This window comes from Qipengyuania sp. SM2512 (genome assembly GCF_054954005.1).
This window is the reverse complement of record NZ_CM143134.1, coordinates 1,819,756-1,833,867: the sequence shown is the minus strand read 5'-3', so window position 1 is coordinate 1,833,867 and position 14,112 is coordinate 1,819,756. Positions and strand designations below refer to the sequence as shown.

At 65.4% G+C, this 14,112-nt stretch carries 12 protein-coding genes; 2 read left to right on the top strand and 10 right to left on the bottom strand.

Annotated elements, in window-relative coordinates; all coding sequences use genetic code 11:
* Nucleotides 1-7 precede the first annotated feature (7 nt).
* Nucleotides 8-748, top strand: a complete 741-nt coding sequence (locus ACQ5J0_RS09150) for a queuosine precursor transporter (RefSeq protein WP_462567159.1) — start codon at nucleotides 8-10, stop codon at nucleotides 746-748.
* Nucleotides 749-815: 67 nt separating this feature from the next.
* On the opposite strand, the gene ACQ5J0_RS09145 is transcribed toward ACQ5J0_RS09150, so the two are convergent.
* From ACQ5J0_RS09145 to ACQ5J0_RS09100, 10 genes are all read right to left on the bottom strand, one after another.
* A complete protein-coding gene (locus tag ACQ5J0_RS09145) occupies nucleotides 816-3,746 on the bottom strand; it encodes a TonB-dependent receptor (RefSeq protein ID WP_462567158.1) in 2,931 nt (976 codons plus the stop codon).
* Nucleotides 3,747-3,900: 154 nt separating this feature from the next.
* The gene (gene virB11 / locus ACQ5J0_RS09140) at nucleotides 3,901-4,914 is read right to left on the bottom strand and encodes a P-type DNA transfer ATPase VirB11 (protein ID WP_462567157.1); all 1,014 of its coding nucleotides are present in this window, start codon (nucleotides 4,912-4,914) and stop codon (nucleotides 3,901-3,903) included.
* A 13-nt stretch (nucleotides 4,915-4,927) separates the two neighbouring features.
* The gene (locus ACQ5J0_RS09135; RefSeq protein ID WP_462567156.1) at nucleotides 4,928-6,058 is read right to left on the bottom strand and encodes a TrbI/VirB10 family protein; all 1,131 of its coding nucleotides are present in this window, start codon (nucleotides 6,056-6,058) and stop codon (nucleotides 4,928-4,930) included.
* Nucleotides 6,055-6,846 carry a TrbG/VirB9 family P-type conjugative transfer protein gene (locus ACQ5J0_RS09130; RefSeq protein WP_462567155.1) on the bottom strand — a complete coding sequence of 264 codons (792 nt, stop codon included), beginning with the start codon at nucleotides 6,844-6,846 and terminating at the stop codon, nucleotides 6,055-6,057. The genes ACQ5J0_RS09135 and ACQ5J0_RS09130 overlap by 4 nt, the downstream gene beginning before the upstream one ends.
* Complete coding sequence (locus tag ACQ5J0_RS09125) at nucleotides 6,843-8,024, bottom strand: TrbL/VirB6 family protein (RefSeq protein WP_462567154.1); 1,182 nt, start codon at nucleotides 8,022-8,024, stop codon at nucleotides 6,843-6,845. The genes ACQ5J0_RS09130 and ACQ5J0_RS09125 overlap by 4 nt, the downstream gene beginning before the upstream one ends.
* On the bottom strand, nucleotides 8,021-10,447 hold the full coding sequence (locus ACQ5J0_RS09120; RefSeq protein WP_462567153.1) for a VirB4 family type IV secretion/conjugal transfer ATPase: 2,427 nt from the start codon (nucleotides 10,445-10,447) through the stop codon (nucleotides 8,021-8,023). Before ACQ5J0_RS09120 ends, ACQ5J0_RS09125 begins: the two co-directional genes overlap by 4 nt.
* 28 nt (nucleotides 10,448-10,475) lie before the next feature.
* On the bottom strand, nucleotides 10,476-10,760 hold the full coding sequence (locus tag ACQ5J0_RS09115) for a VirB3 family type IV secretion system protein (protein ID WP_462567152.1): 285 nt from the start codon (nucleotides 10,758-10,760) through the stop codon (nucleotides 10,476-10,478).
* Nucleotide 10,761: 1 nt separating this feature from the next.
* On the bottom strand, nucleotides 10,762-11,058 hold the full coding sequence (locus tag ACQ5J0_RS09110) for a TrbC/VirB2 family protein (protein WP_462567151.1): 297 nt from the start codon (nucleotides 11,056-11,058) through the stop codon (nucleotides 10,762-10,764).
* Nucleotides 11,059-11,065: 7 nt separating this feature from the next.
* On the bottom strand, nucleotides 11,066-11,722 hold the full coding sequence (locus ACQ5J0_RS09105) for a lytic transglycosylase domain-containing protein (RefSeq protein WP_462567150.1): 657 nt from the start codon (nucleotides 11,720-11,722) through the stop codon (nucleotides 11,066-11,068).
* Between the two features lie 168 nt (nucleotides 11,723-11,890).
* Complete coding sequence (locus ACQ5J0_RS09100) at nucleotides 11,891-12,253, bottom strand: hypothetical protein (RefSeq protein ID WP_462567149.1); 363 nt, start codon at nucleotides 12,251-12,253, stop codon at nucleotides 11,891-11,893.
* Nucleotides 12,254-12,496: 243 nt separating this feature from the next.
* Here ACQ5J0_RS09100 and ACQ5J0_RS09095 point away from each other — a divergent pair, with 243 nt between their 5' ends.
* On the top strand, nucleotides 12,497-14,074 hold the full coding sequence (locus ACQ5J0_RS09095) for a hypothetical protein (protein WP_462567148.1): 1,578 nt from the start codon (nucleotides 12,497-12,499) through the stop codon (nucleotides 14,072-14,074).
* The last annotated feature ends 38 nt before the right edge of the window (nucleotides 14,075-14,112 follow it).

Here is a 14,112-nt window from a genome sequence, read left to right as displayed (position 1 = left end):
GGCGGCGATGGTCAACCCCGCGCCGCCCGCTGCTCCCTCCACCGCGGAGCCCCCGCGCTGGCGCTATTACGACTTGGTGATGGCCGCCTTCGTCACCATTCTGCTCCTTTCCAATTTGATCGGCGCGGCCAAGCCGTCCTTCATTACCCTGCCCGGCGGCACCGAATGGTCGTTCGGCGCTGGCGTGCTGTTCTTCCCGGTGAGCTATATCATCGGCGACGTGCTGACCGAGGTTTACGGCTACGCCCGTGCGCGGCGGGTGATCTGGACGGGGTTCGCGGCGCTCGCCTTCATGGCCTTCATGGCCTGGGTGGTGGTCGCGCTGCCTGCCGCCGCCGGCTGGACCGGGCAGGAGGCCTACGAGCAGGTGTTCGGCAACACCTGGCGGATCGTCGCCGCCTCGATGATAGCCTTCTGGGCGGGCGAATTCGCCAACAGCTATGTCCTCGCGCGGATGAAGGTCTGGACCAGGGGCAAGGCGCTGTGGAGCCGGACCATCGGCTCGACGGTGGTTGGCCAGGGGCTCGACAGCCTGATCTTCTATCCGCTCGCCTTCTACGGTGTGGCGGGCTGGCCGCCCGAACTGCTGTGGCAGGTCGTGCTCTCGCAATGGGCGATCAAGACCGCGTGGGAGGCGCTGCTGACCCCCTTCACCTATCTGGTCATCGGCTGGCTGAAGAAGCGTGAGGGCGTCGAGATCTACGACACCGATACCGATTTTTCGCCCTTCGCCCGATCGCGAGGCTAGCCGTCAAAACGAAAAAGGGGCCGGACGATGCGTCCGGCCCCTCCCCTCTCCCAAGGGAACCCAAGTGTCAGAAGGTGACGCCCACCCCGATCCCGTAGCGGCGCGGATCGAGCGTGAAGATATTGCTAAACAGTCCCGAACTGGCGTCGGTCACATAGAGCCCGGTCTCCGAATTGCTGTCGAAGATGTTCTGCACGAACCCGCGCACGAACCAGCGATCGTTCGCGGAGTTGAGCTGGATTTGGGCATTCGCCTGGACGAAAGGTGCGATCCGGTTGACGCGTCCGTTGAACACATTGCCGAATTGTTCGCCGGTGAAGGCGAGATCGAACCGCGGCACCAGCGTCATGCCGCTCTCGAATTCGGCAGTGTACTGGACGCCGAGCGAGGCCTTCATCTCTGGGGCCTGCGGCAGCTTGTTGCCCCGCAAATTGACCTCGACGCCCGGGCTCAGGACCTCGATGCCCCCGAAAGCCGCCCCGATCGCACCGGCCTGCGCCTCGAGGACCGAACAGATCGAGAAGGCCCCGGTCGAGGCGATGCCCCCGTCGGACGGGAAGGCAGCGGGGCCGCGCAAGCCCATCGCGGGATTCACCGCTGCCACGAAGGCGTTGGCCCCGGCCCCGGTGACCGCGCAATTGGCACCGTTGGTGATATCCTTGATGATCACCGCAGTGGGATCGCCGCCGCCGGGATCGCGCGGGTTGGAGAAGAACTGATCGCCCGCCACTTCGGCGTTGAGGTAGCTGAAATTCATGTTGATCAGCCAATTGTAGGCCGGCCGGATGACCGATTCCAGTTCGACCCCCCAGATCGTGGCATCAATCGTATCGTTCACCGATGTCCGCGCGATGATCCGGCTGAGCTGCAGGTCGCTGTATTTGTAGTAGAACGCCGTGGCATTGAGCTGCAGCGCACCATTGGCGAGCGTGTTCTTCGTACCGATCTCGAACGCATCGATGCTTTCGGAGCCGAACGTATCGCTCACATCGAAGATCGGCTGCAGCGGCGGATTGATGCCGCCCGATTTGTAGCCCCGCGAATAGGACGCATAGATCAGATTGTCGGGAGTGACCTGCCAGTCTAGAACCGCGCGACCGGTGATCTCGTCGAAGCCGACCTCGCGGAACTGCACCAGCTGGTTGCCCGGCACGCCGGGATCGGCATCGAAGCCCCCGACGAAGGGCGAGGTGAACGGATCGTCCTCGTTGGCGAAGGGGTTGAGAAAGCTCGCCAGCGTCGATCGTGCGGTGATGTTCTTGCTGTCGTCGTTGTAGCGCAGCCCGCCGGTGAATTTCAGCGTATCGCTGATGTCGAAATAGACTTCGCCGAATATGCCGAAGCTCTCGAGCTGGAAATCGAGCGTGCGGTTACGGAAGAACGAGGTTGCGAGATAGCTCGGCGGCGCACCCGCGGCGAAAGCGTTGAAGGTCCCCAGGATTCCGGTCACGTAATCGATGGCGAAGCTGTTGACGTAATAGCTGTTCTCGGAGACGCTCGAATCGGCGTAGATCCCGCCGACGAGGAAGTTGAAGGGTCCGTCGAAATCCGAGGACAGGATCGCTTCGACCGACCACGCTTTCCGCTCCTCGTTCGAACGGTCGAACTGCAGCGACTCATCCGAACAGGCTGCCGCGCCTTCATAGACGCCGAAATTGTCCGAGCGGTTGTCCGAGGTGCACAATTGCCCGTTGGGGCCGGTCGGGATCAGCGCCTGCGCGATCGGCGCGAAATAGGCGGCTGAGCCGGGGACGAAAGCCGGTGCGGGTGCCGGCAGCCCGGTCGGGATGCCGTTGGCGGCAAAGAAGGCCAGCGTGTTGAGCGCCGGTGCCAGTTGCGAGCGATCGGTCACGCCCAGATTGTAATCCTGGCGCGAATCCACCGACGCTTCCTGATAGGTCCCGCTCAGCGACAGGTTGAACGCGCCGATGCCCTGATCGAGATGCGCCTGGAAGATCATTTCGTCGGCGAAATAGGTCGGCGAAAAGGCGGTGTTGACCTGCCGCGCATCGGCGGGTTCCTGGAAGTTGGCGTAGGAGCCGGGGCCATAGAGGCTGTTCAACCCGAATGCGGCAGGGATACCCTGAATCGCGAAGAATTCGGACGAACCCAGCGTGCCGGTGAAATTGGCGTTGGTGTTGTTCTTGGAAAAGTCGCGGCGGTTGTTGAGACAGCCCAGCACGCCGGTCGGATCGAACTGGCATTTCTGCTTCTGGATGCGCAGGCGGTCGTCGTCCTCGCGGAAGTAATAGCCCATCAGATCGAGCGTGGTGTTCGCACCCGGTTCGAAGCGCAGCGAGCCGCGCACCGCGTACATGTCGCGCCCGTCGATGTCCGTATTGTCGAACAGATTCTCGGTATAGCCGTCGCGGTTGAGGTAGAACCCGGCGACCCGCACGCCGATCGCTTCACCGATGGGCACGTTGATCATGCCCTTGGCCTTGATGCTGTTGTAATTGCCGTACTCACCTTCGACCGCGGCACCGAAGCCCGACAGGTCCGGCTTGGCGGTGACGACATTGACCACGCCCGAAGTCGCATTGCGGCCGAACAGCGTCCCTTGCGGACCGCGCAGGACCTCGACCCGCTCAAGGTCGAAATATTCGGTCTCGAACAATCGGGTGCCGAACAGCGGCGCGGAGTTGAGATGGATCGCGGTGGCGCTGTCGCAGGATACGCCGACGCACAGATCGCCGATCCCGCGGATGGTGAAACTCGAGCCGGTAAAGTTCGACTTGGTGAAAGAGACGTTAGGCAGCGTAAGCTGAAGATCGCTCGCATTCTCGATCTGCTGCGCTTCGAGCGCTTCGGCATCGAACGCGCTGACCGCGATTGGTACTTCCTGCAGACTCTGGTTCTGACGCTGCGCGGTGACGATGATCGTCGGCGCGTTGAAGCGCGGATCCTCGAGATCGCTGTCGGCGGCGGATTGTGCGTGAACCGGAACTGCAACTGCACCGGCACAAATGCCGGCCAGAAGGGTGGCCTTAACCCTCATAATTCCCTCTCCTCATCCAGCCGTCTATTTTTGCGGCTTAGACACGGAAAGGTAACACATCGTCGCTTGCTGGCAAGCGTTTACGCAGCTTTGTTGCGTATCACCTAGGATACACGAGTTTTTCCATTATTACAGAGCCTTTTAGACTTAACAGTCAGACGAGTTCGCTGCTCAGGGAAATATCCGCAATGCCGCGTCTGCCATCCGCATCGCGGCCGAGTTGGACGAGAATGTCGATCACGCTCGAAGCGTAGGCGATCGTATCGCTGCGCGTCAGGCCGATCCCGGTCTGCATGACCATTAAGGACAATTGCTCGAGCGCGCCGCTCAGCGAATTCGCGTGGATGGTCGAAAAACTGCCCGGGTGGCCGGTGTTGATCGCGCGCAGAAAGCTGACGCTTTCCGCGCCGCGCAATTCGCCCAGCACGATCCGGTCGGGCCGCAGCCGGAGCGCGGCCTGGAGCAGTTCGTTGGCGGTGACCTTGGCCTCGCCCAGCTCGCCCTTCACCGCTACCAGACCGACGCCGTTCTCGCCGGGCAGTTTGAGTTCGGGCGTATCCTCCACCAGCACCACCCGCTCGTGCCGCGGAATCTCGCCGAGCATGGCGTTGAGGAAGGTGGTCTTGCCGGTGCTGGTGCCCCCCGAAATCAGGATCGTGCGGCGTTGCCGGATCGCGGCGCGCAGGAAGGCGATCGGCTCCGCGTGCGGGTCGGGCAGCGGTTCGTCCTGTGGGGGTTTGAGCGGACCGCGATCATAGGCGTCGAGCGTGAGATCGAGCCGGCGGTGGCGGCGGATCGCCATGGTCCAGTGCTTCCGTGCGGCGGGCGGTCCGCAGAACTGGATCCGCGCGCCGTCGGGCAAGGTCGCGCCGAGTAGCGGATGCTCGCGATTGATCCCTTGGTGGCTGACCCGCGCGACCTGTTCGGCGAGCCGCTGGACCAGCCGGTCGTCCACCTCGGCTACCGCGATCTTCTGCATTCCCGGATGCGCGGAGTCCTCGATCCACACCTCGCCGGGCCGGTTGACCAGAATCTCGGTCACGGTGTCGCGATCGAGCCATTGCCGGAACGGCGCGAGATAGGCGTCGAGATAGACGCTGCGCTCGCTCACGACGGGCTGCAGCGGCTCGATCTCGCCCGGCTGGAGAGTAAGGATATGCGCGCTCATGATCGGGCGAGCCTCAGCTCACCTGGGTGAAATCGAGGTCGCGCGCGGTGAAGATGCGGATCGGCTCACCCTGGCGGACGCGCACCGTCGGGCTGCGCTGTCCGTCCTGCTGTGCGGCCACGCCGGCGGCGGATTGCCCCGCGCCGCCCAGCACCACCGATGCGCCGCCCGAGCCAAGCGCAGAGAGTCCACCCACGACGGAAAGCAGCATCGCCGATCCGAAGCGCTGGAAGAAGCTGTTGCCGCTGACCCTACCCTCGAGCCCGGTGGTTCCGTCGAAGCCGACCGCAGGCGAGGCGAGGTTCACCGAAGCGCCATCGGGGCGGATCAGCCGGGTCCAGATTACATAGGCACGCTTCTGCCCGCCCTGCAGGCCCGACTGATACTGGCCGATCAGCCGGCTCGAGCGGGGGACCAGCACCCGTTTGCCGTCGAAGCTCTTCACGTCCTGGCTGACCACGGCGCGAACATAGCCGGGGACGTTGGTATCGATCGCCGTTTCGAGGACCGCAGGGATCAGCGTCCCTTGCGTCACGGTGGTCGAGGGATTGGTCATGGCCCTCGCCTGCGCCGGTCCGCCGCCGACACCGCCCACGCGGCTGGCGAAATCGCTGGCCGAATTGCCGGTGGCGCTGGCGGCGGCGGAGTCGCCTCCCGCGGCCGGGCCTTCCTGCAGCGTGGCCGCGGAAGAACCGGAGTCGAACACCAGCGTCGGACTGGAATAGGGATTGGCGCTCGGCATCGTTTGCGGCGGCGCAGAATAGACGGGGGATGGCGCCGGATCGGAATAGGGCGCAGCCTGGACGGCTTGCCCCGCCGGGACAGCCTCACCCGCGTTCGGAGCCGCGACCGGAGCCGGCTGGGCAGCGGCGGCCTGCTGCGGCGGCGCGCTCCCGATCCCCTCGGGTTCGGCGACGCGCGCCGAATTCATGCTCCACAAAGTCACCGCGCCCAGCGCGGCGACCAGCGCGATCCCGGCGACCATGCCGACCCCTTCGCTGCGCCCCTTCTTGGCGGCGACCACCGGGAAGCTGTTGCGCTGCGCCAGATCGATGATCTCGGCATCCGCACCGTCACGCGGATCGACATCGTTGGCGGCATCGGAAAGCCCGCTCTTGGGGGGCATGCGCATGGCCAGTTTCATGATTCCACCTTTCCTGCCGAGACGGGCGTCGTCTCGGCGCGTGTTTCGCGAGGGGGTCTGACCGGGCCGGTGTTGACCAGCCTGGCCATCTGCTCGCCCGAGCGCAGCACGATCTCGCGCGGCACACCGTCGAGCACGATGACATCCTCGCGGACGGTAAAGTTCACCGGACCTTCGTCGCCTGCGGCATTGGTGGTGAGGATGGCAGGCACCGGACGACCCTGCTGCCACGTCAAGAATACGGCGTCGCCGTCGTCGAAGGTTCGAACCGGCAGCAACGCGGTGTCGCCCGAGCTCGCCCAGGCGAAGTTGAGTTCGGTGGGATCGAGGACCGCGAGCGGGTCCGTGCTCGCTTCGCGCTCTGCCGCGGTGGTCGCGTCGGCCAACTGCGCTGGCTCTTCCTCGGGCTCGTCGGGATAGGTAAAGCTCAGGACGTAGAGCGGTTGGGAGTTCGGGCTGGCCACCAGATCGAACAGGTAGGTCCGCTTGTTGGTCACCACGGTCATATTGGTCGCGGCGCGCGCTTCGAGCGGCTTAACGAACAGCAGGTTCGCGCGCTTGTTGGGGGTGATCTGCCAGGCGGTGGAATCCCCCACGGCGACGTTCTCGATCGCTTCGCTGTCGTGAAAGCGGATCGTGGCCTGGACCTTCACCTGGCCATTGACCCGAACCACCCGCGATTCGTCATAGGGTATCTCGACCAGCCGGTTGTCCTGCGCCGACAGCGGCGCAGCCAGCGGAACGGCCAAAAGGGCAAGCGCCAGCGCGGTAGCGGTGGGACGGATCATTTCTTGGACTCCAGAGGACTCGTATTGGCCGAGCGGAAGCGGCTTCCCACGCCATGCGCGCGCGATACCGGGGCGGTACCGGGCTGCACCGGGGCGGCGCCCGAAGCGGCATTGAAAACCCTTGTGGTGCGGCTCTGCGCGGTCTGCGCCGACCCGCCCGAATCATTGGCCGGCATGCCGACCGGCTGCGCGGCGATATCGATCCGGCGCGCCTGCGCCAGCACCTGCGAGGTGGCCTGCGCCTGCTCGGTCGCCGGTTGCATCGCGGCGGCCGCCGGCGCGGAAGTGGTATAGATCACGGTGGGCGTATCCTGGCGATCGCTCTCCGAGCGCGCGAGGCCGAACACCGTCCAGCCGCCGACCATGGTCGCCGCGGTCTTGAGCACCAGCACCATCAGCGCGACATGGACTGCGCCGATCATGAAGAAGCCCATCGCCGCCTGCGCGTCGACCTGTCCGGGATTCGCGACCAGAACCGCAAGGATCGGCACCGCCAGTTCGAGCATCACGCTGCCGCCGATCACCGCGAACAGCGGCGCCAGCGCCAGCATGGTCACGCCCTTGATCCAGCCGGCGAAAAGCCCGCGCGTCCCGTCGAACAGCGCCATCACCACGAACACCGGGCCAAGCGCCACCAACACCGCGAGCGCGATCCGCGCGGTTACCAGCAGCCCGACCGTGCCCAGCATGAACAGCATGGCGCCCAGCCACATCATTCCCTCGGGCGAGAAGGCGGAGATGTCCTCCGCCCCGGCGCTCGCCTGCTGGATGGCGAGGAAGACGACGTCGATCTTCTGCGCGAAAGTGGTGGTCGCCGATTCGGTCGTGCCCGTCAGGATGCCCGCGAGCCAGTCGGGCGCGCCGATCGCGAGGTTCCAGACGACGCTCTGATAGGCGACCCAGCTGGTGGCGAAGGTCAGCACCAGACCCACCGTGAGCATCCGCGGCGTCAGCGCGCGCACCCCGATGCCCGACCGGCCGGTGAGCAGCTGGATGCCAAAAATCGCGATATAGATCGTCAGCAGGATCGTGAGCACCGCGGCCATCGAGCCGCCGGGCGCGAACAGCCGTCCGAACGCCTCCGCGGTCAGATTGCCCGCGGTGCAATCGACCGCGCGCAGCGCTGCCGCCACCCCCGAGCCGACCTCCTGGGCCACCTGCTGGCAATTGACTGTCATTCGGCGGCCAGTCGCTCGGGAATCTCGCCGAAGCTGTCGTTGGCGCCGCCGCCGGGCCAGGCCGCGCCGGTGAGCGAGGGGAACCAGTCTGCGGGATTGTCGCCCACCGCTTCGCGCAGCAGATCGAGCCGGCGCACCGAACCCTCGCGGCCCGAAAGCACGGTCAGCACCTCGGGCGCGCCCGAGAGATCGAGCCGGACCACCACGCTGGCATCGGGCTGGCGGATCAGGAAGCAGCGGCTGTGCGCGGGCAGCGTGCGGATGAGCGCCAGCTCGTGCTGGGTCAGCCCGAACCCGTCGCAATAGTCCTCGGGACGCGCGCGGCTGTTGGGCATGAAGATCATGGTCGCGGTCTGCTCGACCAATGCGGTGGAAATGCGGCTTTCCAGCGCATCGCGCGCGCTCTGGGTGGCGAAACCGACCAGCGCGTTGCGCTTGCGCAAAGTCTTGAGCCAGTCGCGGATCCGCGCGGCGAAGACCTCGTCGTCGAGCGCCTTCCAGCCCTCGTCGATTAGGATCATGGTCGGATCGCCGTCGAGTCGTTCCTCGATCCGGTGGAACAGATACATCATCGTCGGCGTGCGCAGCTTGGGGTTCTCGAGCAGCGCGGTCATATCGAAGCCGACCACCCGCGTCGAGAGGTCGAGCCCGTCCTCGGCATTGTCGAACAGCCAGCCGTTCTCGCCCTCGCCGATCCAGGCTGCCAAGCGGTCCGCAAGATCGCCCGGCTGCGGGCGACGGGTGCCCGAGAGCAGTTCCTTGAAATGGCGCAGCCGCCGGAGCGATCCGTCGTTGGAATAGGCGGCATCCACCGCAGTGGCGATGGTGGCGGATTCCTCGGGGCCCTCGGCCTTGAGCAGCACGCCCAGCCAGTCGCGCAGGAAGGCGCGGTTCGTCGCATTGTCGGCCAGCGCCATCGGGTTGAAACCGGTGGGTTGGCCCGCGCTGATCTTGTCGTAGCGCCCGCCGATGCCGCGGATGAACAGCTCGGCGCCGCGATCCTTGTCGAACAACACTGTGCGCGGCTTGAACTTCTGCGCCTGCGCGGCGAGGAAGTTCATCACCACGGTCTTGCCCGAACCCGAGGGGCCGATGACCGAGAAATTGCCCAGATCGCCGTGGTGGAAATTGAAGAAGAACGGCGTCGCGCTGGTGGTCTGGAGCAGCGTCACCGCCTCGCCCCAGTGATTGCCCTCGGCCTTGCCCAAAGCGAAACCGTGGAACGAGCCGAAGCTCGCCATATTGGCGCTCGAGATCAGCGCGCGGCGCACCAGATAGCTCTCGTTGCCCGGAAACTGGCCCCAGAAGGCAGGTTCGAGATTGGTATCCTCGCGCACCGCGATCGCGCCGGTGTCGGCCAGCGCAGCGGCGCAGGCGGCAGTCGCGTCGTCGAGCCGGACGAGATCGCGCTCGCGCACCAGCACGGTGAGGTGATGATCGCCGAAGCCCACTGCGCCGTTGCCCAGCGCATCGCGTGCGGACAGCATGTCGGCGCGCTCGGCTGCGGCTTCCTCGTCTGCCGACTTGAGCCGGCGGATCGCCAGATCCATCCGCTCGCGCGCGGTCTGGCGCTCCTGCGGGGCGTAGCTTTCGCTCACCACCATCTCGAAGGGCAGCCGCAGCAACGGGTCGAGCAGGCCGGGGCTGGTCGCTTCGGGATAGTCCTTGAGCCCCAGGATCGCGGCGAATTCAGGCGCGCCCGAACCGCGCTGCTCGAGCGCGTCGAGCCCGAACGAAACCCGGCGGTAGGGCAGCATATTGCCGATATCGGCATCGTCCGAGGGCCGCCGCACCGGGCGCATCTCGCCATTGTAGAGCGCGGAGAGCAGTTCGAGCAGCTCGTTGTTGGTCGTGCCCTGCGGCCCGGTGTAATCGCCCAGCGGCTGCGCGCCATAGGCGGCGAGCGAGGCCATCAGCCCGGTCGCTGCCGATTTGAGCGAGCGCATATCCTTGGGATCGGCCTCGATCTCGGTCTGGCCCTTGCGGCGCCAGGCCTTGGACGCACGCTCGACCAGACCGGCCTTGCCGCGCGCGGGGCGGCGGATCAGCGTCACGAACTGGTCGTTGATGAACAGCGAGCCCGAGCCCAGCCGCTCCTTCCAGCGCTCGGAGATGTGGCGGCTGAGCTCGTCGGGGTAGACGCCGTCGAGATCGACCTCGACCCGGCGCCGGACGACGTGGTGATACATCACGAAGCGCGCATCCAGCGTCGAGCGCAGCATGATCTCGCGCGTCGCCGCGTGCGCGTTGAGCGCTTCGCTGTCCTCGGTCTCGAACAGCAGGCCGGGCACCTGCAGCGCGGTCATCAGCGAACCGTCGCGCAGCAGCAGCGTGTTGCCGTCGACCAGCCTTGCATAGGGCAGCCGGTCGCCCGCGCGCGCTTCCTTGGCGCTCCAGGCAGCGGCTCCGATCCAATTGGTCATGCGGTCGCGGTCCTTCGTCCGATACGCGTCAGGCGGCGTAGCTGTTGCAGCCCCAGCGGTTGTAATTCTTCACCCGCGGGCATTTCGACACTTTGGTGATCCACAGGTCGAAGATGCGCGGTTCGCGCAGGCAGGCGAAATAGCCGATCCCGTGGATCAGCGCGGCAGCGGGCAGAGCCCAGAAGCTGCCGGTGATCAGGAACAGCTCGGTCGTCACCATGCCGTTGATGATGAAATAGTTGAACGTCACGCCCGCGAACATCTGCGGGCGAGTGAGCGCGCGATGGACGGGGTGGCGGACGAGCTGCTGCATCTCAGGCCGCCGCCTGCTGGATGCCCGCGACGATCGAGGCGGCACCGAACAGGATGAAGGTGCCCAGGATCACCGTTGCGCCGAAGCGCCAGTTGAGCCTGCCGGTCAGCATCATGAAGCCCACCGCGGCGACCGCCATCACCGCCACGGCGGTGGCGACATTGCCCAGCAGCGTGCCCTGCAGCCAGCCGACCGCGGCCACCACCGGGCCCGAACCCGCGGGGTCGGCAGCCTGCGCCAAAGCGGCGGAGGGTGCGGCAAGCAGCGCCAGGGCAACAAGACGGAACATCGAACGCATCAAACAATTACTCCCGGGAATGATCGGACAGGCGGCCCATGATGGCCGCGACGTAATGCTGGGTCTCGCGAATGCGGGGGATGCCGCCGGCGCGGATCACGCGGCCGGGGCCGGCGTTGTAGGCGGCCAGCGCGCGCTCGAGATCGCCATCGAAGCGATCGAGCTGGGTGCGCAGATAGCGCGCGCCGCCTTCGAGATTCGCGAAGGGATCATGGGGGTTTACGCCCAGTTCGCGGGCAGTTCCGGGCATCAGCTGGGCAAGCCCGCGCGCGCCGACCGGCGAGACCGCATCGGCGCGCCAACGGCTTTCCTGCCAGACCAGCGCCTCGATCAGGGCGGCGCTCAGATCGAAGCGGCGCGCCAGTTCGGCGACCTTGGCCTGGTAGGCCAGCGGTACGCCCTGCGCGTGGCGGGCGGCGTCGCCGACGATGTGTTCGGGATGCGCGACGCCGGGCGAAAATCCGGTTTCTCTATCGACAGTTCCAAGGAGGCGGGTGTCGAATTCGACATCGACAGGTTCGGCTTCGGATGCGGGCGCAGCAAGGCCCCCCGCAATCCAGCGCGCGCCGTCCTCCTCAATCTGTAACACGTCCGCCCTGGCTTGCGTGGCACCGAAGGCCAGGCTTACCGCCAGGAGGCTATGCGTGCACGCGGCACGAATCATGGCGCCCTCCACAGTCAGACCCCCCGTTGGGCGCTATACATGACACGCGGGTGACAATGAAATCGTCACTGCGCTGAGGAGGCGAAGCGTTCCCGCCCTTCATCGCATTGAGATAACGGCCTGGCCCTTAAACGAGGTGCAGAGGAAGGGGCGACACCGCACCCTTATCTATCTGGCGGCGATGCGCGCGCTTTCGGCGAATTCGCCGCGTTCGAGCATGGCGAGCGCCTGCCGCGCGAGGCGGCGGCTGTCGACCCACTCGCCCTCGGCGGTTTCGAGTTCGACGCGGCTGCGGTTGTCGCGCGCCGCCTCGAACAATTGCCGCGCGAGCGTTTCGTCGCCCTTGCGCGCATAGGCGATGCCAAGGTTGATGAGCCGCGCCGGATCGTCGGTTTCGATCCGGTCATTGTCCATGATAGCTGCGATCGCGGCGGTGTCGCGGCCATCGACCAGGGCCTTGTGACCGAAATTATCCGCCACCGGCGCCTGTGCCATGGCCAGTACGACGATTGCCTGTGCGAGCCCAATCATGATCTCTCTCCTTAGGTTCTCTGTGAGCCTGTTGGAGCAGATCGCAACGCTAGCCGCAACATATCTGTAATATTGTCATCGTTTGGTCATACCACCGCGCAGCTTCGTGTCGAAAGCACTTTCGCCGGCGTTTGTCGCCGAAATGTCATGGAGTGACCAAAACTGTCACGGAGCGGGCCTAGCGGGTGATTCGCGATCAGAATTTCGCGCCTTTCCATCCGGTTTATGAGGGGACCGCAAACCGTGAAGACACTCACTCGCTCGTTCGTAATTGGCACCTCCGCCCTCGCTCTGGCGAGCTGCGGTGCAGATGAAATCGTCTCTCCGGGAACCGGCGGCGACATCATCATCACCAACCCGACACCCACCCCGACCCCCACTCCGACACCGACTCCCACGTCGACGCTGGTCACTCCGGCTGCGGGTTGCCCCACGATTTCCAACCCCGACCAGCTGACCGACAGCGGCACGATCACCGGCCCGACCGGCACCTATCGCGTCTGCACCATGCCCGCGCGCTTCACCGCTTCCTCGACCCTGCCGTTCAACCAGGGCATCCTCTATCGGATGAACGGCCGCGTCGATGTCGGCACCGACGGCGGCCCCGCCGCCAATGACAGCGACGGTCTGGACGACAGCGAAGTCACGCTGACCATCGAACCCGGCGCCATCACCTATGCGAGCGGCTCGAGCTTCCTGATGGTCAACCGCGGCAGCGACATCAATGCGGTCGGCACCGCGTCGCGCCCGATCATCTTCACCAGCCGCGACAACGTTCAGGGCCTGAACAACGTCAACTCGTCGGGCCAGTGGGGCGGCATCGTTCTCGCCGGTCGCGCTCCGGTGACCGATTGTATCGCTCCGGGCGCAAACCCGGGGTCGATCAATTGCGAACGTCAGGTCGAAGGTGCATCCGACCCGGCATTGTTCGGCGGGACCACCACCAACGACGATTCGGGCGATCTGGCTTTCGTCCAGATCCGCTACTCGGGCTTCGTCCTCTCGGGTGACAACGAGCTGCAGTCGCTGACCACCGGCGGCACCGGAACCGGGACGACCTTCAACAACATCATGAGCTACAACAGCTCCGATGACGGGGTCGAATTCTTCGGCGGCTTCGTCAACATGAAGCGGCTGATCGTCGTCGGCGCGGAAGACGATTCGCTCGACACGGATACCGGCGTGAAAGCGAACCTGCAGTTCGTCATCGCAGTCCAGCGCCCCGGGGTCGGTGACGGCATCATCGAAGCCGACTCGACCAACGGGCTCGAGGAGCAGCTTCCCCGCCAGAACACGCAGATCTCCAATGCGACCTTCATCGCCAACAGCGGCGAAGGCGACCATGCGATCCGTATCCGCGGCGGCACCGACTACGCCATCGTAAATTCGATCCTCGTGGATGCCTCGGGAAGCACACCGTGTCTGCGGATCGATCAGGCGATCACGCTTCGCGGTGCGAATGCCGCGCTGGATGAGGAAGGCCCGCCGGTGTTCAACTCCTTCGTGCTCGATTGCGCCGAGGATTTCCGCAATGGTTCGGGTGGCACCACCGATGCGCAGACCAAGGCGGTCTTCGATGCCGGCACGAACAACCGGGCCGACTTCACCAACACGCTGTCGATGACCTTCGTCAACGGCGCGAACGAAAACGGCGTGGCGGTCTTCAACCCGACCGTGCTGTCGACCTTCTTCGAAGTTCCGACCAATATCGGGGCGGTTTATCCGGGCAACAACACCTGGATCAATGGCTGGACGTGCAACTCCGCCACGGTGACGTTCGACGAGGCCGTTTCCGCCTGCACCTCGCTGCCGGTCTACTGATCGGACGGACACGGGGAGCGGCCGCCCTGGGCGCGTTC

Bases quoted from the DNA above. Each gene is read 5' to 3' on its own strand.
- ACQ5J0_RS09125 (WP_462567154.1), bottom strand. From the start codon at position 8,024: ATGACAGTCAATTGCCAGCAGGTGGCCCAGGAGGTCGGCTCGGGGGTG.
- ACQ5J0_RS09105 (WP_462567150.1), bottom strand. From the start codon at position 11,722: ATGATTCGTGCCGCGTGCACGCATAGCCTCCTGGCGGTAAGCCTGGCC.
- ACQ5J0_RS09150 (WP_462567159.1), top strand. From the start codon at position 8: ATGGTCAACCCCGCGCCGCCCGCTGCTCCCTCCACCGCGGAGCCCCCG.
- ACQ5J0_RS09145 (WP_462567158.1), bottom strand. From the start codon at position 3,746: ATGAGGGTTAAGGCCACCCTTCTGGCCGGCATTTGTGCCGGTGCAGTT.
- ACQ5J0_RS09100 (WP_462567149.1), bottom strand. From the start codon at position 12,253: ATGATTGGGCTCGCACAGGCAATCGTCGTACTGGCCATGGCACAGGCG.
- virB11 (WP_462567157.1), bottom strand. From the start codon at position 4,914: ATGAGCGCGCATATCCTTACTCTCCAGCCGGGCGAGATCGAGCCGCTG.
- ACQ5J0_RS09135 (WP_462567156.1), bottom strand. From the start codon at position 6,058: ATGAAACTGGCCATGCGCATGCCCCCCAAGAGCGGGCTTTCCGATGCC.
- ACQ5J0_RS09130 (WP_462567155.1), bottom strand. From the start codon at position 6,846: ATGATCCGTCCCACCGCTACCGCGCTGGCGCTTGCCCTTTTGGCCGTT.
- ACQ5J0_RS09115 (WP_462567152.1), bottom strand. From the start codon at position 10,760: ATGCAGCAGCTCGTCCGCCACCCCGTCCATCGCGCGCTCACTCGCCCG.
- ACQ5J0_RS09110 (WP_462567151.1), bottom strand. From the start codon at position 11,058: ATGCGTTCGATGTTCCGTCTTGTTGCCCTGGCGCTGCTTGCCGCACCC.
- ACQ5J0_RS09120 (WP_462567153.1), bottom strand. From the start codon at position 10,447: ATGACCAATTGGATCGGAGCCGCTGCCTGGAGCGCCAAGGAAGCGCGC.